At 55.7% G+C, this 21,966-nt stretch carries 19 protein-coding genes and 1 tRNA gene; 15 read left to right on the top strand and 5 right to left on the bottom strand.

Annotation, left to right across the window (positions count from 1 at the left end; translation table 11 throughout):
* Position 1: 1 nt before the first annotated feature.
* Together BLW10_RS02910 and BLW10_RS02905 are read left to right on the top strand one after the other, a co-directional pair.
* Positions 2 to 994, top strand: coding sequence for a GGDEF domain-containing protein (locus tag BLW10_RS02910; protein ID WP_091332261.1), 993 nt, complete (start codon positions 2 to 4; stop codon positions 992 to 994).
* Positions 995 to 1,092: 98 nt separating this feature from the next.
* Positions 1,093 to 2,769, top strand: a complete 1,677-nt coding sequence (locus BLW10_RS02905; RefSeq protein WP_091332259.1) for a methyl-accepting chemotaxis protein — start codon at positions 1,093 to 1,095, stop codon at positions 2,767 to 2,769.
* Positions 2,770 to 2,869: 100 nt separating this feature from the next.
* Here the strand turns inward: BLW10_RS02905 and BLW10_RS02900 are convergent, their stop codons facing one another.
* A complete protein-coding gene (locus BLW10_RS02900; RefSeq protein WP_091332257.1) occupies positions 2,870 to 4,903 on the bottom strand; it encodes a response regulator in 2,034 nt (677 codons plus the stop codon).
* 267 nt (positions 4,904 to 5,170) lie between these two features.
* Here BLW10_RS02900 and yajC point away from each other — a divergent pair, with 267 nt between their 5' ends.
* The 4 genes from yajC (at position 5,171) to BLW10_RS02880 (ending at position 8,915) form a co-directional block, all read left to right on the top strand.
* Positions 5,171 to 5,506 (top strand): preprotein translocase subunit YajC, encoded by a 336-nt coding sequence (gene yajC, locus BLW10_RS02895; protein ID WP_091332254.1) that lies wholly within the window; start codon positions 5,171 to 5,173, stop codon positions 5,504 to 5,506.
* A 106-nt stretch (positions 5,507 to 5,612) separates the two neighbouring features.
* Entirely contained in the window at positions 5,613 to 7,469 is a 1,857-nt protein-coding gene (secD, locus tag BLW10_RS02890) for a protein translocase subunit SecD (protein ID WP_091332252.1), read from the top strand.
* A 15-nt stretch (positions 7,470 to 7,484) separates the two neighbouring features.
* On the top strand, positions 7,485 to 8,417 hold the full coding sequence (secF, locus tag BLW10_RS02885; protein ID WP_091332250.1) for a protein translocase subunit SecF: 933 nt from the start codon (positions 7,485 to 7,487) through the stop codon (positions 8,415 to 8,417).
* 219 nt (positions 8,418 to 8,636) lie between these two features.
* A complete protein-coding gene (locus BLW10_RS02880) occupies positions 8,637 to 8,915 on the top strand; it encodes an RNA recognition motif domain-containing protein (protein WP_091332248.1) in 279 nt (92 codons plus the stop codon).
* Between the two features lie 57 nt (positions 8,916 to 8,972).
* On the opposite strand, the gene ubiD is transcribed toward BLW10_RS02880, so the two are convergent.
* Positions 8,973 to 10,457, bottom strand: a complete 1,485-nt coding sequence (gene ubiD, locus BLW10_RS02875) for a 4-hydroxy-3-polyprenylbenzoate decarboxylase (RefSeq protein ID WP_091332246.1) — start codon at positions 10,455 to 10,457, stop codon at positions 8,973 to 8,975.
* A 241-nt stretch (positions 10,458 to 10,698) separates the two neighbouring features.
* On the opposite strand from ubiD, the gene rpe reads away from it, so the two are divergent.
* From rpe to BLW10_RS02830, 9 genes are all read left to right on the top strand, one after another.
* On the top strand, positions 10,699 to 11,391 hold the full coding sequence (gene rpe / locus BLW10_RS02870; protein WP_091332344.1) for a ribulose-phosphate 3-epimerase: 693 nt from the start codon (positions 10,699 to 10,701) through the stop codon (positions 11,389 to 11,391).
* 32 nt (positions 11,392 to 11,423) lie between these two features.
* Positions 11,424 to 12,101, top strand: a complete 678-nt coding sequence (locus BLW10_RS02865) for a phosphoglycolate phosphatase (protein WP_091332342.1) — start codon at positions 11,424 to 11,426, stop codon at positions 12,099 to 12,101.
* A 126-nt stretch (positions 12,102 to 12,227) separates the two neighbouring features.
* On the top strand, positions 12,228 to 13,727 hold the full coding sequence (gene trpE, locus BLW10_RS02860) for an anthranilate synthase component I (protein WP_091332244.1): 1,500 nt from the start codon (positions 12,228 to 12,230) through the stop codon (positions 13,725 to 13,727).
* 44 nt (positions 13,728 to 13,771) lie between these two features.
* A complete protein-coding gene (locus BLW10_RS02855; RefSeq protein ID WP_091332242.1) occupies positions 13,772 to 16,573 on the top strand; it encodes a monovalent cation/H+ antiporter subunit A in 2,802 nt (933 codons plus the stop codon).
* Position 16,574: 1 nt separating this feature from the next.
* A complete protein-coding gene (locus tag BLW10_RS02850) occupies positions 16,575 to 16,922 on the top strand; it encodes a Na+/H+ antiporter subunit C (RefSeq protein ID WP_091332240.1) in 348 nt (115 codons plus the stop codon).
* Between the two features lie 188 nt (positions 16,923 to 17,110).
* Positions 17,111 to 18,679: a monovalent cation/H+ antiporter subunit D gene (locus BLW10_RS02845; RefSeq protein ID WP_245709060.1), complete on the top strand. Its 1,569-nt coding sequence runs from the start codon at positions 17,111 to 17,113 to the stop codon at positions 18,677 to 18,679.
* Positions 18,676 to 19,167 (top strand): Na+/H+ antiporter subunit E, encoded by a 492-nt coding sequence (locus BLW10_RS02840; RefSeq protein WP_091332238.1) that lies wholly within the window; start codon positions 18,676 to 18,678, stop codon positions 19,165 to 19,167. The genes BLW10_RS02845 and BLW10_RS02840 overlap by 4 nt, the downstream gene beginning before the upstream one ends.
* Positions 19,167 to 19,436, top strand: a complete 270-nt coding sequence (locus tag BLW10_RS02835; RefSeq protein WP_091332338.1) for a K+/H+ antiporter subunit F — start codon at positions 19,167 to 19,169, stop codon at positions 19,434 to 19,436. The genes BLW10_RS02840 and BLW10_RS02835 overlap by 1 nt, the downstream gene beginning before the upstream one ends.
* Positions 19,437 to 19,443: 7 nt before the next feature.
* Complete coding sequence (locus BLW10_RS02830) at positions 19,444 to 19,848, top strand: Na+/H+ antiporter subunit G (RefSeq protein WP_091332237.1); 405 nt, start codon at positions 19,444 to 19,446, stop codon at positions 19,846 to 19,848.
* On the opposite strand, the gene moaE is transcribed toward BLW10_RS02830, so the two are convergent.
* From moaE to BLW10_RS02815, 3 genes are all read right to left on the bottom strand, one after another.
* Complete coding sequence (gene moaE, locus BLW10_RS02825; protein WP_091332336.1) at positions 19,781 to 20,239, bottom strand: molybdopterin synthase catalytic subunit MoaE; 459 nt, start codon at positions 20,237 to 20,239, stop codon at positions 19,781 to 19,783. The genes BLW10_RS02830 and moaE overlap by 68 nt on opposite strands.
* A 29-nt stretch (positions 20,240 to 20,268) precedes the next feature.
* A complete protein-coding gene (locus tag BLW10_RS02820) occupies positions 20,269 to 21,543 on the bottom strand; it encodes a bifunctional O-acetylhomoserine aminocarboxypropyltransferase/cysteine synthase (RefSeq protein ID WP_091332235.1) in 1,275 nt (424 codons plus the stop codon).
* Positions 21,544 to 21,628: 85 nt separating this feature from the next.
* A tRNA-Leu gene (locus tag BLW10_RS02815) sits at positions 21,629 to 21,715 on the bottom strand.
* Positions 21,716 to 21,966: the final 251 nt, after the last annotated feature.

Genomic DNA, 21,966 nt, shown 5'->3' with positions numbered 1-21,966 from the left:
CGTGTCCAGCACAACACAAAACGATGCGCTACCACTCTCCCTCGTGGCGTGTGCTGGCCCCAGTCGCCGCCACCCTTCCGAGCGCATTGACCCAATTCGCTTTTTGCAAGCAGTCACGGCCTCGCTTGATTTAAGCGCAGTGCTTGGCACTCTCAGCCAGTGTCTGCATGACACGGTTACCCTCAGCGGCTGGGAATATCGCGGGCCGGATAACAGCCAGACCCTGCGCGACGGGCAGTGCGAACACCATCGAATCGAGTACGATTTAACATGTAATGAGCACGAATTGGGCACATTAACGCTGATGCGCAGTCAGCGATTTTCAGCCGCTGAACAGACGCGCATCGCCGGTTGGTTATCGCTGGCGCTGCCAGCGATTCGCAACGCGCTCTATGTGGCGCAGATCACCCGTCAATTAGAACGCGATCCGCTCACCGGATTGGGCAACCGCCGTGCCCTGACGCTGCAAGGCGAGCAATGGCTGGCCGACTGCGTGCGGCACGAACATCCGTTTTCGATGCTGGTGCTAGATTTGGATCGTTTTAAAGCGGTCAACGACACGCACGGACATCCAGTCGGCGACCGCGTGCTTGGCTGTGTTGCTGAAACCTTGATGGCGGTCACGCGCACGGCGGATCTGTGCGTGCGGCTGGGTGGCGATGAATTTTGCGTGCTCTTGCCAAACACTGATCTCGATGCCGCGCACGAGTGTGCTGCCCGCATTCGTCAGGCACTCACGCAGCGGTGCATCGAGACCGACGCCGGCCAGCGCCTCCATATCCGCGCCAGCATCGGAGCGGCAACGCACGAACTAGGCATGACCCTCGAACAGCTCTATCAACGCGCTGACAGCGCCCTCTATGCGATGAAACAGGCCAGCTATGCGCCTGTCGCGTCCTGGTCGCGCCGCGATTCTGACCGCTACACACCGACCGTGCCACCCCTGCCGACTGTGCCACGCAGTCTCGCGAGTGACGCCCGCGCTGGCGGCTGAAAGCTCATCACGGATAATACGCGCCCAACGCCAAGTCGTATTAAACTGTCCCGCTTATATCGCCCGCACTTTTTACACGTCCTGGGACGGAAAGTTGTATGTTGAACAACACTCGCTTGAGCGTAAAGCTGGCCGCTAGTTTTCTCATCATGGCGGTAATTCTCTTGATTCTCGGCCTGCTCGGTATTCGCGGCGAGCTGAGTATGCGTAATCATTTATTATCAATGAGCCAAGAGAGCCTGCCAGCGGTGATGCAGCTCAATCGACTCAACTACGAGCGCGTGCAAATCCGCAGTCAGACCTATGAAATTAAAGGTTTGATTCAGTGGACACCGCGTACCCGCGAGCTGCTCGAACAGATTCAACGTCAGCGTATCGCTTCGTGGACGGTTATGGACGCGGCGTTAAAGCAGTTGCAACAGCTTCCGCAATCGGTCGATGAACAGGCCGTGTTTTCGGTGCTGCAATCCGACTATACAACCTGGCGGCAGCATTACACCGAACTCGAACGCCTGACCCGCGCCATGATCGACGCGACCAGTCAGGAAAGCTATTTTGACGCACTGGCGCAATTTTCACAGCGAGTCGATGAGATTTTTTTGCTCTCCGACCGTGTAGCCGTGCTGATCGAATCGCTGGTGGCACTGAAAAATCGCTCCTCGACCGACACCCTGCTGGCTGCGCAAAGCGAAAGTCATTTGATGATTCTGCTTTACGGCACGGGCATCGTACTCGGAATGATTATGGCGGTGGTGCTCGGCTGGTTGACCACGCATGACACCCTGCGTCAGATTGGTGGTGAACCGGCGCGGGTGGTGGCGATTGTCAATCAGTTAGCGGAAGGCGATCTAGCGACAACGATTCATGTCCGTGCTGGCGATGAGACAAGCTTACTGGCAGCGATGGCGCGGATGGTCGAGCAGTTGCGGCGGGTATTGCGTGATGTGGCTACTGCCAGTTCACAGGTCGCTGCAGCAGCAGTTGAACTCTCAGCCAACAGTGAGCAGACCCGTCAGCAGGTACATTTAGAACAGGCGGAAACCGATCAAGTCGCCACGGCGATGAACCAGATGACCGCGACGGTTGAAGAGGTCGCCCGCCATGCGGCGGCGGCGGCGCGAGCGGCGCAGGACACGGATCGCGAGACGGAAGCTGGTGGCCATGTGGTCGCGCAGACGATTTCGGCGATCAATTTGCTGGCGCAAGAAGTGGAATCAGCCGGCGAGGTCATTGCGCGATTGTCGGATGACAGCAGCGAAATCGGTGCCGTGCTCGATGTGATTCGCGGTGTCGCCGAGCAGACCAATCTGCTGGCGCTCAATGCGGCCATCGAAGCAGCGCGGGCCGGCGAGCAAGGGCGCGGCTTTGCGGTGGTGGCCGCCGAGGTGCGCACATTGGCCAGCCGCACGCAATCGTCGATTCAGGATATTCAAGAAAAAATCGAGCGCGTGCAAAAAGGCTCGGCGGGCGCGGTTGCGGTGATGACCAAAGGGCAAGATATGGCGCGTGAGAGCGTGGTGCAGGCGCAGCGGGCCGGAGAGTCGCTCCAAGCGATCAGCGCGGCAATTGCCAGCATCAATGACATGAATCGGCAGATTGCCAGCGCCGCCGAGGAGCAAACCGCCGTCGCTGAAGAGATCAATCGCAATATCCACACCATTTCCACAACTGTCGATCAAACGGCGGCGGGATCGGCACACATTGCCAGCGCCAGCGAGGAATTAGCGCGGTTGGCCAGCTTGCTACAAGCGCGGGTAGCGCAGTTTCGGTTGTGAAGAGAGCGACCAGCTATCAGCGTTCAATCTGGTCAATCTAATCACGAAGCTCCAGCTTCGTGATCAGCACTGCTGGAAGCTGACGGCTGGTAGCTAAAAGCTACCCACCATGCACAAAACGCAGAATCAAATCTTCCAACACCGTCGGATTGAGCGGCTTGACGATGTAGTCATCTAAGCCGTGTTCGAGATAGCGCGGGCGTTCGCTGTCCAGATCGAGCGTGCTTAGACCAATAATCGGCGTGCGCGGGCGTGTCGGCGCTTCCAGACGGCGCATCGCGTGCGCCACTTCCAGCCCATCCGCATCCGTCAGCGCCAAATCAAGTAGCACCAGATCATACGGCTCGGCTTGAAACTGTGCGATGGCCTGTTCACTAGTCGTCGCCAGATGCGTTTCGTGTCCCCATTCTTGCAGCAGGGCGCTGGCCAGCTTTTGATGCAGCGGGCTGCTCTCGACCAGCAGCACGCGCAGCCGTTGGCGATACTCAACCAGCATGTGGCGCGTGAGCAACGGGCGCTCATCACTAACAATCTCACGCGGCGTGAGCAAACGGGTGAGCAGCTCGCGCAGTTCACGCGGCGAAGCTGGTTTCGTCAAAAAAGCGTCGATCCCGACACTGCGGCAGCGTTGCGCATCGCCGCGTTGCCCCAGTGAGGCCAGCATCACCAGTGCCCCGGATTGGCTCGCCACGCCAGCGCGTAACTGCGCAGCCAGTTCAAAGCCGTCGAGTTCCGGCAGCATCGCATCGAATACATACACATCAAATGCTGGTTGACTGGCCTGCGCAAGTTCGAGAGCTTGCCGACCGCCGCTCGCTTCCTGCACATCCAGTCCCCATTGCTTGAACCAATAGGCCAGTGTGCGGCGCACGACGGCTTGATTATCGACAATCAATGCCCGTTTACCTGGCCAGCTTTGCCCGGGACGTGGCGCGGCTTCGCGGGTGTTGAGCCGTTGCAGCGGGAGACTGAAATGCAGACTGCCGTGCTCGCATGTGGCGTCGATCCAAATTTGTCCGCCGAGATGCTCAATCAGTCGCGCACAACTGGCCAGCCGCCAATGATTGGCATTAAATCCGTGTTCGGTCATGGCATTGACGGCCAATGTGAGATCCAGCACGGCTTGCAGATCGGCCAGCAGCGGCGGCTTGAGGCCGAGCACCGAGATTTGTAACCAATCAAGTGTCGGCGGTTCAGCAGCCAGACGGCGCGTCTGAATGTGCAGCACGTCATCGTGACTGCTGGCAAGAATCGCTTGACACAGCGTCGTCAACACCTGCCGGATGCGGCTGGGATCGCCGAGGCTGTGTGTGGGCAGGGCATCCTGCGCGGTGTAGCAGATCTCGCGGCCGTGACGATGGGCGTTGAGCGCCAGTGCATCAATCAAATCAGCGATTAACACCGAGGGATTAAATGGAATCTGCTCGATGGTCATTTGCCCAGTTTCGATGCGCGTCAGATCGAGCAGATCGTCGATTTGCTCAAGCAGCGTGGTCGCTGAGGCGCGGATCAGGTCGAGTGCGTGGCGTTGCGCGGGTTCTAGTGAGCTGTGCAAGGTCAACTCACTGATTTCTAAAATATTTTTTAGCGGAACGCGGATCTCACGTCCGGTATCAGCGAGGCGCTGACTGCGGCCAAATTGTGCCATTTCGATCCGCTGTTTGGTCTCGGCACTGCGCCGCGCACAGCGGGCGGCCAGTGCGACCGTCATCGCCACCAACGGCAGACCCTGTTGCAGCACTAGATTGAGCGGCCCAGCGGTCGCCGAACGGAGCAGCAACAGCACACCAAACCCAGGGAGTGACATGGCCAGTACGCTGCCGGTGGCGCTCTGCGTCAAAATCGGCAAGCCAGGTGGACAGTCAGCTAACGCCGTTTCGAGCGTGCTGAATGACCAATCATCCCAAAACGCGGCATAGAGTGGATCGCGGGGCAGCTCGGCGGGCATTAAGCACACAACCGGAGCCTGTCCCGATGGGACATTCGCGGGCGATTCGAGCACGGCTGCGCCGCTGGCATCGAGCCGTCGGACTAGCTCGGTTAAAAAGCGTTGAAGCTGCGGTTCCAATTCGCGGGAGTCGTCAATGGCGCGTGACAACTCATAGAGCTGTGCGTAGGCGGTGGCGTGGGGCATAGAGTTACCGGAGAAATCCGTACAGCAAACTGGATTGGCGAATCAGCGGGATTCTAGCAGTTCTTAGCTTCCAGCTATTAGCCTCCGGCCTTCGGCTTTCAGCATCGACCCTCAACGCGCTTTTTTGAACGCATACTTCAGGATCCCAAACGATCTACGCTGCTCGCCAGCCGCTGCGCTGTGCGATAATCCCCGCCCGTTTAGCCGTCGCGGATCGGCCCATGCAACCCGACGACCCGCGCCACACTTGAACTCAGGAACTGACTTATGAGCGTGTTTATCTCCGATGCTTTAGCCCAGAGCGAAGCCGTCGCGCCTGCCGCCGGTGATCCGTTTATGGCCCTGTTGCCGCTGGTGCTGTTTGCGGTAGTGTTCTACTTTTTGCTCATCCGCCCGCAGGCCAAGCGCCAAAAAGAGCATCGCAAAATGGTCGAATCGCTGACCAAAGGCGATGAAATCATCACGATGGGCGGCATGGCTGGACGCATCGCCGACATCGGCGAGAACTTCGCGCTGGTCGAAATCGCCGACGGCATGACGGTCAAAATCCGCCGCACCGCCGTTGAATCCGTCCTGCCAAAGGGCACTTTGCACGAACTCTAACCTGCGCTTTTCCGCTCTGGAGCGGATCGCCGTTCGGTGATCCCTCCACGCGCACCGCCCGCCAGCCCGCACCGCGAGCCGCTCTTCTCCAAATCTGGAGTGCTGAATGAACCGATACCCCCTATGGAAGAATCTGCTGATCTTGGGCGTCATCTTGGTCGGCCTGTTGCTGGCCTGGCCGAATCTCTATTCCCAAGATCCAGCCATCGAAATCACCGCCGCCCGTGGTCAGAATATTAGCGCCGCCAGCCTCGGTGAGATCACCGCCGCGCTGGAAAACGCCAAGGTGCCGCTCAAGCACATCGAAGTGCTGGAAGGCGGCAAGCTGCTTGCGCGGTTTAACTCCGCTGGTGAGCAGTTGCAGGCGCAGGATGCCATCGACCAGACGCTCTCGGAACGCTATCGCACCGCGCTGACACAATCGGCTGATCTCCCCGGCTGGATGCGCTGGCTCGGACTCAAACCGATGAATCTCGGCCTCGATCTGCGCGGCGGGATTCATGTCGTGATTGATGTCGATTTAGAAGCCGCGCTCGAACAGGCCATTGAACGCTACAGCAACGATCTGCGCGGTCAGTTGCGCGAACAAAAAGTGCGCTATCTCGCCATCAACCGCGACGGCGAGCGTCTCCAGATCATCTTTGAAGATGCCGCCACCCGCGACACGGCAGAACGTCAGCTCAGACGCGAGTTTTCCGGTCTGAGCTTTGCCGTCAGTGATGACGCAGGCGGCATCACGCTGCTGGCCAGTCTGCCCGAAGCCGAACAGCGCCAGATCAAAGATTTCGCGCTCGAACAGAACATCACCACCCTGCGCAATCGTGTCAACGCACTGGGCATCGCCGAGCCGAGCATTGCGCGTCAGGGCGAGCGGCGCATCGTCGTGCAGTTGCCGGGCGCACAGGATCCGGGCCGCTTAAAAGAAATCCTCGGCGCGACGGCGACGCTCGAATATCGTCTCGTTGATACCGAAGGCAGCGTCGCCGATGCCGTCGCCGGGCGCATGCCGGTTGGCAGCAAACTCTACAAAGATCGCGACGGTCAGCCAATCTTGCTCAAGCGGCGTGTGATCGTCACTGGCGATCAAATTACCGATGCCTCTGCTGGGTTTGATAGTCAGAGCGGCACTCCGGCGGTGTTCGTCAATCTCGACGGTCAGGGCGCCCGCCGGATGCACGATGTCACTACCGAGAATGTCGGCAAACCGATGGCGGTGGTATTCATCGAAAACCGCACGACGACTAAGCTCGTCAACGGCGAGCCGGTCAAAACCACGCGCAAAGTTGAAGAAGTCATCAGCGTAGCTACCATCCGCGAACCCTTCGGGCGGCGTTTCCAAACGACTGGCCTCGATAGCAGCACCGAAGCGCACAACACCGCGCTGCTGCTACGTTCGGGGGCGCTCGCTGCGCCGATTGAGATTGTCGAAGAACGCACTATCGGCCCCAGCCTCGGTCAGGACAACATCGATCAGGGCTTGAACTCGGTACTGATCGGCTTTGTGCTGGTCGTGCTCTTTATGGGCGTGTATTACCGCGTGTTCGGATTGGTCGCCAACGCCGTGCTGCTATTGAATTTGGTGCTGATTGTCGCGGTGCTGGGGCTACTCGGCGCAACCCTGACCATGCCCGGCATTGCTGGCATTGTGCTGACTATCGGCATGGCGGTGGATGCTAATGTACTGATTTTTGAGCGCATCCGCGAAGAAGTCCGCATCGGCAATTCCCCGCAAGCCAGTATTGCCGCTGGCTATGAAAAAGCCCTGTCGAGCATCATCGACGCCAATATCACGACCCTGATTGCCGCGCTGATGTTATTTAGTTTCGGCACCGGGCCAGTTAAAGGCTTCGCCGTCACCCTAGCTATTGGTTTGGTGACATCGATGTTTACGGCCATTACCTGTAGCCGCGCCGCAATCAATTTACTGTTTGGTGGCAAACGGCTCAAAAGCCTGCCCGTCTAAGCGAGAGAAAAACCTATGTTTGCAATTCAACTGCCCAATCTGGATTTTCTCGCGCAGCGCCGACGTGCCCTGATATTTTCGGGGGCGCTCATGGCAATTAGTTTGCTATCGCTGTTAATTTTCGGCCTCAATCGCGGTCTCGATTTCACCGGCGGCACGCTCATTGAAGTCGGCTATAGTCAACCGGCTGATTTAGCTGCGGTGCGCACGGCATTAGCCAGCGGTGATTTTGGTACGGTGATGGTGCAGCAATTCGGTTCAACCCGCGATGTCTTGCTGCGTATTCCGCCGGTTGGGGAGGTCAATGATGCCGAACTCAGTCAGCGCGTGCTCAAGGTACTCAATGATGCTGCACCCGGACAGGTTGAATTGCGTCGCGTTGAATTTGTCGGGCCGCAGGTTGGCAAGGAATTAGCCGAACAGAGCGGTTTAGCGGTGCTGTTTTCAGTGATTGGCATTTTGATCTATGTCGCCTTGCGCTTTGAATGGCGCTTCTCAGTCGGCGCGATTGCCGCCACGCTGCATGATGCGCTCTTGATTCTCGGCGTGTTTGCACTGTTTCAGCTTGATTTTGATCTCAATGTGTTAGCTGCTGTGCTCACCGTGATTGGCTATTCGCTTAATGACACCATCGTCGTGTTTGACCGCGTGCGCGAGAATTTCCGCAAATTGCGCAAAGGCGAGCCGCTGGAGATTATGAATCAGTCGGTCAATGAAACCATGTCGCGCACCATTATTACGGCAGGCACAGTCTTATTCGTGGTGCTGGCGCTCTATAGCTTTGGCGGTGAAAGTCTACGCGGCTTTTCGCTGGCGCTGATGATCGGGGTGATTTCGGGCACCTATTCGACGATTTATATTGCTAGTGCGACCGCCGTGATGCTCGGAGTCAGTCGTGCTGATTTAATGCGTGCGCCGGTTGAATCGGTGATTGATGGGCGGCCGTGAGGGGATTTTAGCGGCCAGCTTTCAGCCGCCAGCGATCAGCATATTGTTTAATGCGGATCGCGGCGGTTTTTTTGTGCTGGCCAGTTGACGCTTGATTGCGTATCTACTAGCTTTTGCGCCAACAGCCGAGGGTTTTCTGGCTGTCGCGTCGGCTTGTGTGTTGGCCCGCGACGGTATCGTTTGACCGACACACTATGATGAGCGCGAGAGAGAATAGCGATGAGGATCTACGTAGGCAATCTGCCTTATAGCGTGAACGATGACGAACTGCGAAACATTTTCGGCCAGTTTGGTGAACTGGCAGCAGCGGAAGTGATTAAGGATAAGTTTTCGGGTCAATCGAAGGGATTTGGCTTCGTCGATATGCCCAATAGCTCGGAAGCCGATGCAGCAATCAAGGCGCTGCACGATACCGAAATGAAAGGCCGTAAATTAACGGTCAATGAAGCACGCCCACGCGCCGAGCGTCCGCGAGGAGGAGGCGGCGGGCGCTATTGATTGCGACTGCGGCACGCAATCGCTCTATATCCCTATATCCCACTCCCTCGAATCGCGTCAATGCGGGCGCGGTTCGAGCTGAATCCCCAGTGTATTCCAAATTTGATCGACCCGCTCGCGCACCGCTTCATCCATGTTAATCGGCTGACCCCATTCGCGGGTTGTCTCCCCCGGCCATTTATTTGTCGCATCAAAACCGATTTTTGAGCCAAGCCCAGAAACCGGCGAGGCGAAATCGAGATAATCAATCGGCGTATTTTCAATCAGCAGCGTATCGCGTGCTGGATCCATGCGCGTGGTCATCGCCCAAATCACATCTGTCCAAGTGCGCGTATTGACATCGTCATCGACCACAATGACAAATTTGGTATACATGAATTGACGCAAAAATGACCACACTCCCATCATTACGCGCTTGGCATGTCCGGGATATTGCTTTTTGATGCTGACCACTGCCAGCCGATACGAACAGCCTTCGGGTGGTAAATAAAAATCCTGAATTTCTGGGAATTGTTTGCGCAAAATCGGCACAAAGACTTCATTTAATGCAACACCGAGCACAGCGGGTTCATCTGGTGGCCGACCGGTATAGGTGCTGTGATAAATCGGGTCGCGGCGATGCGTCATCCGCTCAATTGTCAAGACCGGAAAAGAATCGACTTCGTTATAATAGCCAGTGTGATCGCCGAATGGCCCTTCGGGAGCAAGATCATTCGGATAAATATGCCCTTCGAGGATGATTTCAGCCGTCGCCGGAACCTGTAATTCGGAGTCTAAACAGGCGGCTAATTCGGTGCGGCTGCCGCGTAATAAACCGGCAAAGGCATATTCTGACAGCGTATCCGGCACAGGCGTGACTGCGCCCAAAATAGTCGCCGGATCAGCACCCAGCGCCACCGCGACCGGAAACGGTTGGCCCGGGTTGGCGCGTTGCCAATCACGATAATCGAGCGCCCCGCCGCGATGCGACAGCCAGCGCATGATGACGCGATTCGGCCCCAACACCTGCATCCGGTAGATGCCGAGATTCTGGCGCGGTTTTTCTGGCCCGCGTGTGATGACCAGTCCCCAGGTAATCAGCCGCGCCGCATCGCCCGGCCAGCAGTGCTGAATCGGCAGGCGACCAAGATCGACCGCCGCGCCGCTGAACACGACTTCCTGACAGGGCGGATTGCGCCGCACCTTTGGGGCCATATCGAGCACTTTTTTGAAGATCGGCAGCGTTTCCCACGCCTGTTTGAGACCTTTGGGCGGATCGGGTTCTTTGAGAAAGGCCAGCAGCCGCCCGACCTCGCGCAGTGCCGCGACCGATTCCTCGCCCATGCCGAGCGCAACCCGCTGCGGCGTGCCAAACAGATTGCCCAGCAGCGGAATCTTTGACCCTTTAGGCCGCTCAAACAGCAGCGCCGGGCCGCCAGCCCGCAGGGTGCGGTCGCAAATTTCGGTGATTTCTAAATAGGGATCGACTGCGACGCGCACGCGATGCAGTTCGCCGCGCTGTTCGAGTTGGTCGATGAAGTCACGCAGGTCGCGGTAGTGCATACGGGGGCGTCACAATGGCGGGATTAGACTGAAAACGCGCTGATTATAGACCGAGAACTTGCCGTATGCTGCCGACCCACGCTCGCGGTTTCTTCACGCAAAGCGGGTGAAAAACGCGCCCGCATCGGTTAGAGTTAGTCGCTTTCGCTGTTGCAACCCTGCACGGCTTTACGCTTTCGCATCGCCTTATCACCGGATGGCGGCACGCCGCACGCCGGATCATCACACGGGGACACCTCACATGCCATCTGATCTTATTGCACCGTCCATTTTGTCGGCGAATTTCGCCAAGCTCGGCGAAGAGGTCGATAACGTCCTTGCCGCCGGTGCCGATATCGTGCATTTCGATGTCATGGACAATCATTATGTCCCGAATTTAACAATTGGCCCGCTGGTGTGCGAAGCCCTGCGTAAGCATGGCGTGACCGCTCCCATTGATGTGCATTTAATGGTTAAGCCGGTTGATCGCATTATTCCCGATTTTGCGAAAGCCGGCGCAACCTATATTACCTTTCATCCTGAAGCCAGTGAACATGTTGATCGCACGCTGCAATTGATCCGTGATTCTGGCTGCAAATCCGGTCTGGTTTTTAATCCGGCTACGCCCCTGACCTATCTCGACTATGTCTTAGAAAAAGTCGATATGATTCTGCTAATGTCGGTGAATCCGGGCTTTGGCGGACAGAGTTTTATTCCTTCGGCGCTGGATAAATTGCGTGAAGTGCGCGAAATCATCGACGATTCTGGACTGGATATTCGGCTTGAAATCGACGGCGGTGTCAAAACCGATAATATCGCCGAAATCAAAGCAGCGGGCGCTGATACCTTTGTATCCGGCTCAGGCATTTTCGGTTACGGCCGCGAATCTGACCCGCATCGCTATGACACCATTGTTGCCGAGATGCGCCGCGCATTAGCCAGCGTTGATCGTTAATTCCAGCTCGCCTGCTTGTGGAGGCCGCGCCCATGTCGCTGTTGCACCCTCAAATGATCCTCGTAGACCTTGATGGAACCTTGGTGGACAGTGTTCCCGATCTGACCTATTGCGTTGAGGCGATGTTGGCGCGGCTGGGGCGTCCGGCCTGCGGTGAGGCGGCGGTACGCACCTGGGTTGGCAATGGCGTTGAGCGATTGGTGCGGCGGGCGTTAATTGGTCAACTTAATGGCGAACCGGATGCAGTGGAATTTGCACGCGCCTATCCGATTTTTCTCGAACTCTATAGCGAGAATATCTTTCAACGCTCGCAGGTTTATCCCGGAGTGCGCGAAGGATTAGCCTTTATGCAGGGCGCAGGTTATCCGCTCGGCTGTGTCACGAATAAAGCCGCGCAATTTACTGATCCGCTGCTGGAGCAATTTGGACTGCGCGACTATTTCGGTCTGGTGATTAGCGGTGACAGTCTGCCGCGCCAAAAACCCGATCCGCTACCATTGATTCATGCCGCTGAACAGTTTGGCGTTCAACCTGAAGCATCATTGATGATCGGTGATTCGATGAGCGATGTCAAAGCCGCCCGCGCTGCCGGATTTAAGGTTATCTGCACTACCTATGGTTACAATCACGGCGTTGATATTCGTGATTCGCAGCCCGACGCCGTGATTGATTCATTTGTCGAATTGCGTGGCTTGCTGGCGAGTCATTAGACAGGATTAACAAGATTACACAGGATTGACAGGCAATAATCAATTGAAAGATCATCCTGTTAATCTTGAGCCATCCTGTCAATCCTGTCTCAAATTTCCCTGCATTCAGAGCTTTTATCATTCACGATGACCCCCAAAACCTTCAACGCGCTCGCCGCACAGGGCTATAACCGCATTCCTGTTGCCTGTGAAGTGCTTGCCGATCTCGAAACGCCGCTCAGTGTGTATTTAAAACTGGCCAATGGGCCGTATTCGTATTTATTCGAGTCAGTGCAAGGTGGCGAGCAATGGGGCCGCTATTCGATTATCGGTCTGCCGGCACGCACGGTGATTAAAATTCGCGGTCAGCAGATTATCGTTGAGCGCGATGGTCAGGTGATCGAATCAACGACGAGCACAGATCCATTAGCTTGGATTGAGCACTATCAGCGCCGCTTTCAGGTTGCAGAAATTGCAGGACTGCCGCGTTTTACCGGCGGTCTGGTCGGTTATTTCGGATATGACACCATTCGCTATATCGAACCGAAATTAGCCGTCTGCCCCAATCCCGATCAACTCGGCACGCCGGATATTCTGCTGCTGGTTTCGGATGAAGTCATTGTTTTTGATAATCTCAGTGGGCGTTTTTATATCATCGTCCATCTCGATCCGACTGTTGGGGATACGCTTGAAGCCGGTGAAGCGCGGATTGCGGCATTAAATGCACGGATGCGCCAGCCGCTGCCGAATTTAATCAGCACTGCGCCGCGTGAAGTTCATGAAGCAGACTTTATTTCTGGTTTTACCGAAACGGCTTTCAAACAGGCTGTTGAGCGCATTAAAGACTATATTCTCGCTGGCGATTGTATGCAGGTGGTGCTGTCGCAGCGGCTGTCAATTCCCTTTCGTGCGCCGCCGCTCGATCTGTATCGCGCTCTGCGTGGATTAAATCCATCGCCTTATCTCTATTATCTCGATCTCGCTGAATTTCATATTGTCGGCTCATCACCAGAAATTCTCACCCGCTTAGAAGATGGTGTAGTCACCGTGCGTCCTATCGCTGGCACCCGGCAGCGCGGTCACACACCCGCCGAAGATCAGGCGCTTGAAGCCGAATTATTAGCCGATCCGAAAGAATTAGCCGAGCATTTGATGCTGATTGATTTGGGACGCAATGATACTGGGCGCGTGTCGGAAATTGGCAGCGTGCGCCTGACCGATCAAATGATCGTCGAACGCTATTCACATGTCATGCACATTGTTTCTAATGTCATCGGACAGTTAAAAGATGGCTTAAGTGCGATTGATGTGTTGCGTGCAACCTTTCCAGCAGGCACGGTTTCAGGTGCGCCAAAAATTCGGGCGATGGAAATTATCGACGAATTAGAGCCGGTCAAACGCGGCATTTATTCCGGCGCGGTTGGTTATTTAGCGTGGAATGGCAATATGGATACTGCCATTGCCATTCGTACCGCCGTCATTCAACAGGGGATGTTACATATTCAAGCCGGTGCCGGTATTGTCGCTGATTCGGTGCCCGAATCAGAATGGCAAGAAACCATGAATAAAGGTCGGGCGATTTTTCGCGCTGTGACTGCCGCTGAGGTTGGGATTGATCGCTATGGTTGTGGTGTTAAACAAGTTTAAATCAAGTCTAAACCGAGGTTGGATGGTTTAAGACCGTGCAAACTATGACGCTACCACTGGTCATTCTGTTGCCCTTTATCGGCGCGGTGCTCACAGGCTGGGTAGCGCGTTTGGGGCGAATGCAAGCGGCATGGATGGCTGGATTATTTACGCTGCTCGCGGTGTTGGCGCTGGTGCCATGCGTGCCGCTGACCGTTGCCGGTGAAACCGTGCTGTGGCGATTGGACTGGATTCCGACAAGTGGTTTAAATCTCGCCTTTCGGCTTGACGGGCTGGGATTGTTATTTGCGGCGATGATTCTCGGCATTGGGCTGCTGGTGATTCTGTATGCCCGTTATTATTTGCCGGAACGCGACGGACTTGGGCGTTTTTATGCCTATCTCTTGAGCTTTATGGGATCCATGCTCGGCATTGTGCTGGCCGAAAATGTGATTCTGCTGCTCATGTTCTGGGAATTGACGAGCCTGTCATCTTTTCTGCTGATTAGCTATTCCTATCGCAAACCGGAGAGCCGACGCGGGGCACGGATGGCGTTAACCGTCACTGGGCTGGGCGGTTTGGCGCTGCTCGGCGGATTGCTGTTACTCGGTGACATGGCTGGAAGCTATGACCTCTTGATTATTTTGACTCAGGGCGAAATCATTCGCGCCCATCCGCTGTATACGCCGATGCTGGTGCTCATTCTAATCGGCGCGTTTACTAAATCAGCACAGTTTCCCTTTCATTTCTGGCTCCCACACGCGATGGCTGCGCCAACGCCAGTTTCGGCCTATTTACATTCGGCGACGCTAGTCAAAGCGGGAATTTTTCTGTTAGCGCGTTTATTTCCGGTGCTTTCGGGGACGCCGGAATGGACATGGTTAGTTATAGGCGCGGGTTTAACAACGCTGCTCGTCGGTGCCGGAATTGCGCTCTTTAAGCATGATCTTAAGGGCTTACTCGCTTATTCGACCGTCAGCCATTTGGGATTGATTACGCTGCTCTTTGGCTTAAGCACGCCATTAGCTGCGGTCGCAGGTGTATTTCATATTTTTAATCATGCGACCTTTAAGGCATCGCTCTTCATGGCCGCTGGTATTATTGACCATGAATGCGGCACCCGCGATATGCGCCGCATCAATGGCTTATGGTCATTCATGCCCTATACCGCGACCTTAGCAATGGTTGCGGCGGCATCTATGGCTGGGGTGCCGCTCTTTAATGGCTTTTTATCTAAAGAAATGTTTTTTGCTGAGACCGCTGATTTTTCCAGCGGCTTTGATCATGGTTGGGTATTACCGGCGCTGGTGGTTGCGGCTGGCGTGATGGCGGTCGCTTATTCACTGCGTTTTATTCATGACGTATTTTTTAATGGCGATCCGATTGACCTGCCGCGCACGCCGCATGAACCGCCGTTCTGGATGAAAGCGCCGGTTGCGGTGCTGGTGGCGATCTGTTTGCTGGTTGGGATTGTGCCCGCGTTGACGGTCGATCCGCTGTTGCGCATGACTGTTGCGAGCGTGCTGCAAGCGCCGCCGCCGGATTTTGACTTGGCGATTTGGCACGGTTTCGGTCTGCCGGTGGTGATGAGCTTGGTGGCGCTCGGCGGCGGCTTGACGATCTATGCCTTGCGTCGCCCGCTGTTTCGACTGGCGGCGCGGCTGGAAGGGTGGCTCGATGCGCGAGCGATTTACGAGTGGGTATTAGCCGAGATGCTGCTGTTTGCCCGCTGGTTCACGCGCCGCCTGGATAGCGGCTCGCTGCAACGTTTGGTGTTGGTGCTGCTGCTCACCGTGCTGGGATTGGGCGTATTTGGATTTCTGGGCAGCGGCTCGCCGTTGACGGGAACGCGCTCGCTGCTGCCGGTCGATGGGGTCAGTGTGGCGATGACAGCGGTGCTGATTGTGGTCACGCTGGCGACGGTCGCGCTGCATCGCCGCCGCTTCACGGCGCTGGTGATTGTCGGCGCACTCGGACTGCTGGTGGCGTTGATTTTTATCCAGTTTTCCGCGCCCGATCTGGCTTTAACGCAACTGTCGGTTGAAGTGGTGACCATCGTGTTGCTACTGCTGGCGCTGTATTTTCTGCCACAGCAATCGCCGCGTGAATCGAGCAACCTGCGGCGCACACGCGATGCGCTGATCGCGGTATTGGCTGGACTGGGAGCCGGAGCGTTGACTTGGGCGATGCTGACGCGGCCATTCACGTCGATTTCGGATTATTTCATCACCCACAGTCTGCCCGGTGGCGGCGGTGCAAATGTGGTCAATGTGATTTTGGTTGATTTTCGCGGCTTTGATACGCTCGGTGAAATCACGGTGTTGGCGCTCGCCGGACTGGGCATTCACGCCATGCTCTATGGTCTGCGGCTGCCGGGTTTAACACAGGATGCCGAAGGTCGCCCGTGGAATTGGGACACTCATCCGGCAATTATGGCGGCATTGGCGCGGCTATTACTGCCGCTGGCGCTGCTGGTGTCGATTTATATTTTCTTGCGCGGACATAATGCTCCGGGCGGCGGTTTTATTGCCGGATTGATTACCGCCGTGGCGCTGATTCTGCAATATCTTACTAATGGCGTTGCGTGGACACACCAACGGCTATCGAGCAATATGCTGCCGCTAATTGGCGCGGGCCTATTGATTGCGACCCTGACTGGACTGGGAAGTCTGGTGTTTGGCTATCCGTTCCTGACTTCCAGTTTTACGCATGTGCATTGGCCGATCATTGGTGATTTTGAATTAGCGACTGCGATGTTATTTGATCTCGGAGTGTATTTAGTGGTGGTCGGTGCAACCCTCTTGATCTTAATTCATCTCGGCTTAATGCACCGCGCCACCCATCCACACGCGGAGCCGACGCCCTAAGATGGAAGCCCTGCTGAGTGTCATGATCGGCGTGCTTACTGCGGGCGGCGTATATTTGCTATTACGCGCCCGCACATTTTCGGTTGTGCTCGGATTGAGCCTAATCACTTACGCGGTGAATCTATTTTTATTTGCCAGCGGACGACTCACGCGTGGCGCACCGCCGATTCTCGCGCCCGAAATAACCCATTACACCGACCCACTGCCACAGGCGCTGGTGCTCACCGCTATTGTCATTAGCTTTGCCATGACTGCTTTTGTCATTATGCTGGCGCTGCGGGCGCGGGCGGAATTAGGCAGCGATCATGTTGATGGGCACATCAATCAACCGCCAAATACACAAGATTAGACAGGATTAACAGGATGAATCACGATTAACAGGATTTATAAACAGGCTGCGTTTAATATTTACTAACATCCTGTAAATTCTGAATCATTCTGTTAATCCTGTCTATTAACATCCTCTTTACCGCATAACCTGCTTAAACATTTAACAATACTGAGCGCACTTCGCCTCTTTGCGGTTCAAAACAACTAATGCACGAATCCTGGATCAACCATCTCGTTATTGCTCCGTTGCTGCTGCCGCTGCTCATCGGCACGCTGCTCCTGCTTGCTCGACGCACCCTCTCGCTGACCATTCGGCGGACATTCAATCTCGCCGCAATCCTCGGTCAGCTTATCCTTGCCGTTGAACTCCTGCTGCTAGTCAGCGATGGCACGATTCTCACCTATCGCCTCGGTCACTGGCCCGCACCCTGGGGCATCGTGCTGGTCGCCGACCGGCTCGCGGTGTGGATGCTGCTTGTCACCGCGCTGTTAGCGTTCTTCGCCCTGCTCCATGCCATGCAGGGCACAGATCGGCGCAGTCGGCACTTTCATCCGCTATTTCAGTTGCAGTTATTGGGCCTCAACGGGGCGTTTTTGACCGGCGATCTCTTCAACCTGTTCGTGTTCTTTGAAATCCTGCTGCTGGCCTCGTATGGCCTCTTGGTACACGGCGGCGGTGCGGCGCGGGTTCGCGCTGGACTGCATTTCGTGGTCATCAACCTCATCGGCTCGACGCTGTTTCTCTTCGCCGCTGGTGCCCTGTACGGGCTAGTTGGCACGCTCAATCTGGCCGATCTCTCCCTAAAACTCGCGCACCTGCCGCCGGAACATCTCGGGCCAGCGCGGATCGCCGCGCTCTTGCTGCTAACCGTGTTCGCACTCAAGGCCGCACTGGTCCCGCTGCATCTGTGGCTCCCAGCCGCCTATGCCGCAACCGCAGCGCCCGTTGCCGCGCTGTTTGCGATTATGACTAAAGTCGGTGCCTACGCTTTGCTACGGGTCGAAACCCTGCTGTTTGGCACACACGCTGGCATTCTAAGCGGCCTGTATCCCGCGTGGCTGCTGCCGCTCGGCTTGCTGACGCTGGTGCTTGGCGCACTCGGCGCACTGGCCGCGAGTACAGTGCGTCGGCAAATCGCCTATCTCGTCGTGGTCTCAGTCGGATTGCTTCTAACCGCCTTCGGTCTCGGCACCGCCGCCGGCATCGCTGCTGGACTCTATTATTTAGTCCACACCACCTTTGCCACGGCGGCATTTTTCCTGCTCGCCGATCTCATCCGCCGTCAACGCGGCGCACTGAGCGACCGCTTGCAGCCCGGGCCAGCCCTACCCAATGCTAGATTACTCGGCGGACTGTTTTTCATCACCGCGCTGTTGGTCGCCGGATTGCCGCCGTTCTCGGGATTTATCGGCAAGTTCTTGATTTTACGTGCCGCACTTGCCGCCCCCGACTGGCCGTGGCTGGTGGGCATCGTGCTGGTCACGGGATTGCTTGGCATCATCGCGTTGGCGCGGGTGGGCAGTCTACTGTTTTTTCACATTCGCGGCGCCGGTTCCGGCGCTGCCACCCATCCGCTACCACAGCCCGGATACTTCCGCGCTGCCCTGCCGACCATCGGCCTGCTCACGCTCTGTCTGGCCCTGTTGATCGGCGCGGGGCCGCTGCTGAACTTCACCGACGCCACCGCCGCGCAACTGCTCAACCCGCATGAGTATATTCATGCCGTGCTCAAGCCCATCGGCATTCAGTTCGCACCTGAGGAGTTCGCACCGTGAAACACTGGCTGCCGCATCCGCTCCTCACGCCAACGCTGGCCCTGATTTGGGTGCTGCTGACCAACAGCTTTGCGCCTGGTTCGGTGCTGCTCGGACTACTGCTCGGCTGGCTGATTCCGCTATTTACGCGGCGCTTTTGGCCCGATCCGGTGCGTGTGCGCCAGCCGCTGACTCTGCTCCGGTTGCTGCTGGTGATTGGCGCGGACATTCTGGTCGCTAATCTGATCGTTGCTTGGCGCATTCTGCGCGGCGCCCGCCATATTCAACCGGCATTTATCGCCGTGCCGCTCGATCTGCGTTCAGAATTGGGCATTAGTTTATTGGCGAATACCGTGTCATTAACGCCGGGCACGGTTTCAGCTTGGCTCAGTCCAGATCGGCGCGTACTGATTGTACAAGCACTGCATGTTACGGATCCCGACGCCTTGATTGCGACCATTAAACAGCGGTATGAAACACCGATTCGGAGGGTATTTGAATCATGCTGATGCTGAATACTGCGCTGGCAGTGGCTTTTGGATGCGTCACCGCCGCAATTGGATTGACAGTCTGGCGATTATTGATTGGGCCGGATCAACCGGATCGCATCTTGGCGCTGGATACCCTCTATATCAACGCTATTGCGCTGCTCGTATTATTAGGAATCCAATTTAACTCGGCGCTCTATTTTGAGGCCGCGATTTTAATCGCTATGATGGGCTTTGTTGGCACGGTCGCGCTGTGCAAATATATACTACGCGGCGATATTATTGAATAGGTGCGCCATGCTAGACATTACGCTCTCCGTTTTAATTATTCTCGGCGCACTCTTTACCTTGATCGGCTCATTAGGATTAGTACGGATGCCAGATTTTTATACGCGCCTGCATGGCCCGACTAAAGCCACGACTATTGGTGTTGGCAGTCTGCTGATTGCATCGATGCTGTATTTCAGCACCCAGACTAATTCTTGGAGCCTCCATGAAGTCTTAGTTACACTCTTTTTATTCATCACTGCACCGGTGAGTGCGCATCTGCTCTCAAAAGCGGCGCTGCATTTGCGCGTGCGTTCTGTAGTGGAACCGCCGCCGCTCATGACTGCGACGGCAGATGATTCCGAATTTACCACCGCCGCGCCGCCATTAAATCCGTCGCCCGCTCCTCAACCCACCGCTCACCATTCGCCGTAAGCTCTTTTTTCCAAAATGGCGCACGGGTTTTGAGCGCATCAATTAAAAATTCACAGGCGCGAAAAGCTGCATCACGATGCGCACTGACAACGCCGACAAAAACAATGGGATCTGTCGGTTTAAGCGTCCCGACGCGATGCACAATGCGCACTCCAGCTAATTCCCAGCGTGCCTCAGCTTCAGCCGCGAGTTGCTGTAACACCTTTTCGGTCATACCCGGATAGTGTTCAAGCGTCATCTGCACAACATCAGCCCCATCATTTAAATCACGCATCAAGCCGACAAAAGTAACCAGCGCCCCAATATGCGGATGCTGACAATAGAGCGCCTCCTGCTCGGCGTGAATCGCAAATGGCTGGGTTTGAACTTGGATCGAGATAGTAGTATTCATCGGCCCATGCTCCGGCACGCGAATTGATGTTATCCCGCTGCTAATGCCTGCTCTAAATCGGCGAGAATATCATCAATATGTTCCAGCCCAATTGACAGCCGGATCAAATCCTCTGATACGCCAGCGCGTGCTAATTCAGCCGCTGATAACTGACGATGCGTAGTTGTCGCTGGATGACAGGCTAAGGTTTTCGCATCACCGATATTGACCAGCCGCACGACTAATTGCAGCGCATCAATAAAACGCGCTCCGGCCTCACGTCCGCCTTGAATCCCAAATGATAAAATCGAACTCGCTTTAGCGCCATCCATATACCGCTGAACCAGCGGATAATCAGGACTCTCCGGTAATCCAGCATAGCGCACCCAAGCGACTTTAGGATGCTGCTGTAAATACTGTGCAACCGCGAGCGCATTGTCGCAATGCCGATCCATTCGCACCGGTAAGGTTTCAATTCCTTGCAAAATCAGAAAGCTATTAAAAGGCGAAATTGCCGCGCCCATATTACGCAATGGCACAACTCGCGCCCGCGCAATATAGGCCGCTGCGCCCATTGTTTCGGTATAAACCACACCATGATAAGACTGATCTGGCTCATTTAGCAGCGCAAAGCGTTCGGCATGTTCCGCCCAGGGAAAACGCCCTGAATCAACTAATGCCCCGCCTAAGGTTGTGCCATGCCCGCCCATATATTTCGTCAGTGCATGAACGACAATATCTGCACCATGTTCAAACGGACGGCATAAATATGGCGTCGGCACGGTATTATCGACAATTAAAGGCAGACCATGCGCATGTGCCAGATCGGCCATTGGTGTTAAATCAGCGACATTTCCGGCTGGATTGCCGATAGATTCGCAAAAAATAGCTTTGGTGCGCGAATCAATATGCGCGGCCATGCCATCGAGATCATTCGGCGCAGCAAAGCGAGTTTGAATACCTAAGCGCGGTAAAGTATGCGCAAAAAGATTATACGTACCGCCATAGAGTGTTGATACTGCAATGATATTATCGCCGGCTTGCGCCAGCGTGAGAATTGCATTAGTCACTGCTGCCATGCCCGAAGCCAGCGCCAGCGCACCGACGCCGCCTTCAAGCGCCGCAACCCGCTGTTCTAATACCGCGCTGGTGGGATTCATAATGCGGGTATAAATATTCCCCGCGACTTTGAGATCAAATAAATCCGCGCCATGCTGCGTATCATCAAAAGCATAGCTGGTGGTTTGATAAATCGGGGTGGCGACTGATTTCGTTGCCGGATCCGGTGCAAAACCAGCATGAATAGCTAGGGTTTCGATCTTCATGGCTCAATTCTCTGAGGTTGCAGGCGGGCGAAAAACAAAAGGCCAAGCTTTGGAAAGCTTGGCCTTTGATGTTTTGCAAAAAAGCTGGTACCGGGAGCCGGACTCGAACCGGCACGGTGTCACCACCGTCAGATTTTGAGTCTGATGCGTCTACCAATTTCGCCACCCCGGCAACGCAGAAAACAAGTATAACGCAGTTGTTGGCAAAATGGGAGGGGGGCAAGTGATTTACTTCAGTTTTTGACAAGACAGGCTTCGCAGGGTGATCGCTTGTTCATAATCGGCTGCGGAATCAATATGATGCACCGGAGCCAGGGATTGAAGCGATTGCCAAGCCGGAACCAATTGCTGAACATTGATCGCTGGATTCATGCTTTTCTCCAAGCCTTTCTGGCGCGACTGTTCCTGATAATCCACGAATCA

It is taken from the genome of Allochromatium warmingii (assembly GCF_900107145.1).
Lineage (GTDB): Bacteria > Pseudomonadota > Gammaproteobacteria > Chromatiales > Chromatiaceae > Thermochromatium > Thermochromatium warmingii.
The sequence above is the reverse complement of the archived record's forward strand: the minus strand, read 5'-3'. Positions and strand labels throughout refer to the sequence as shown.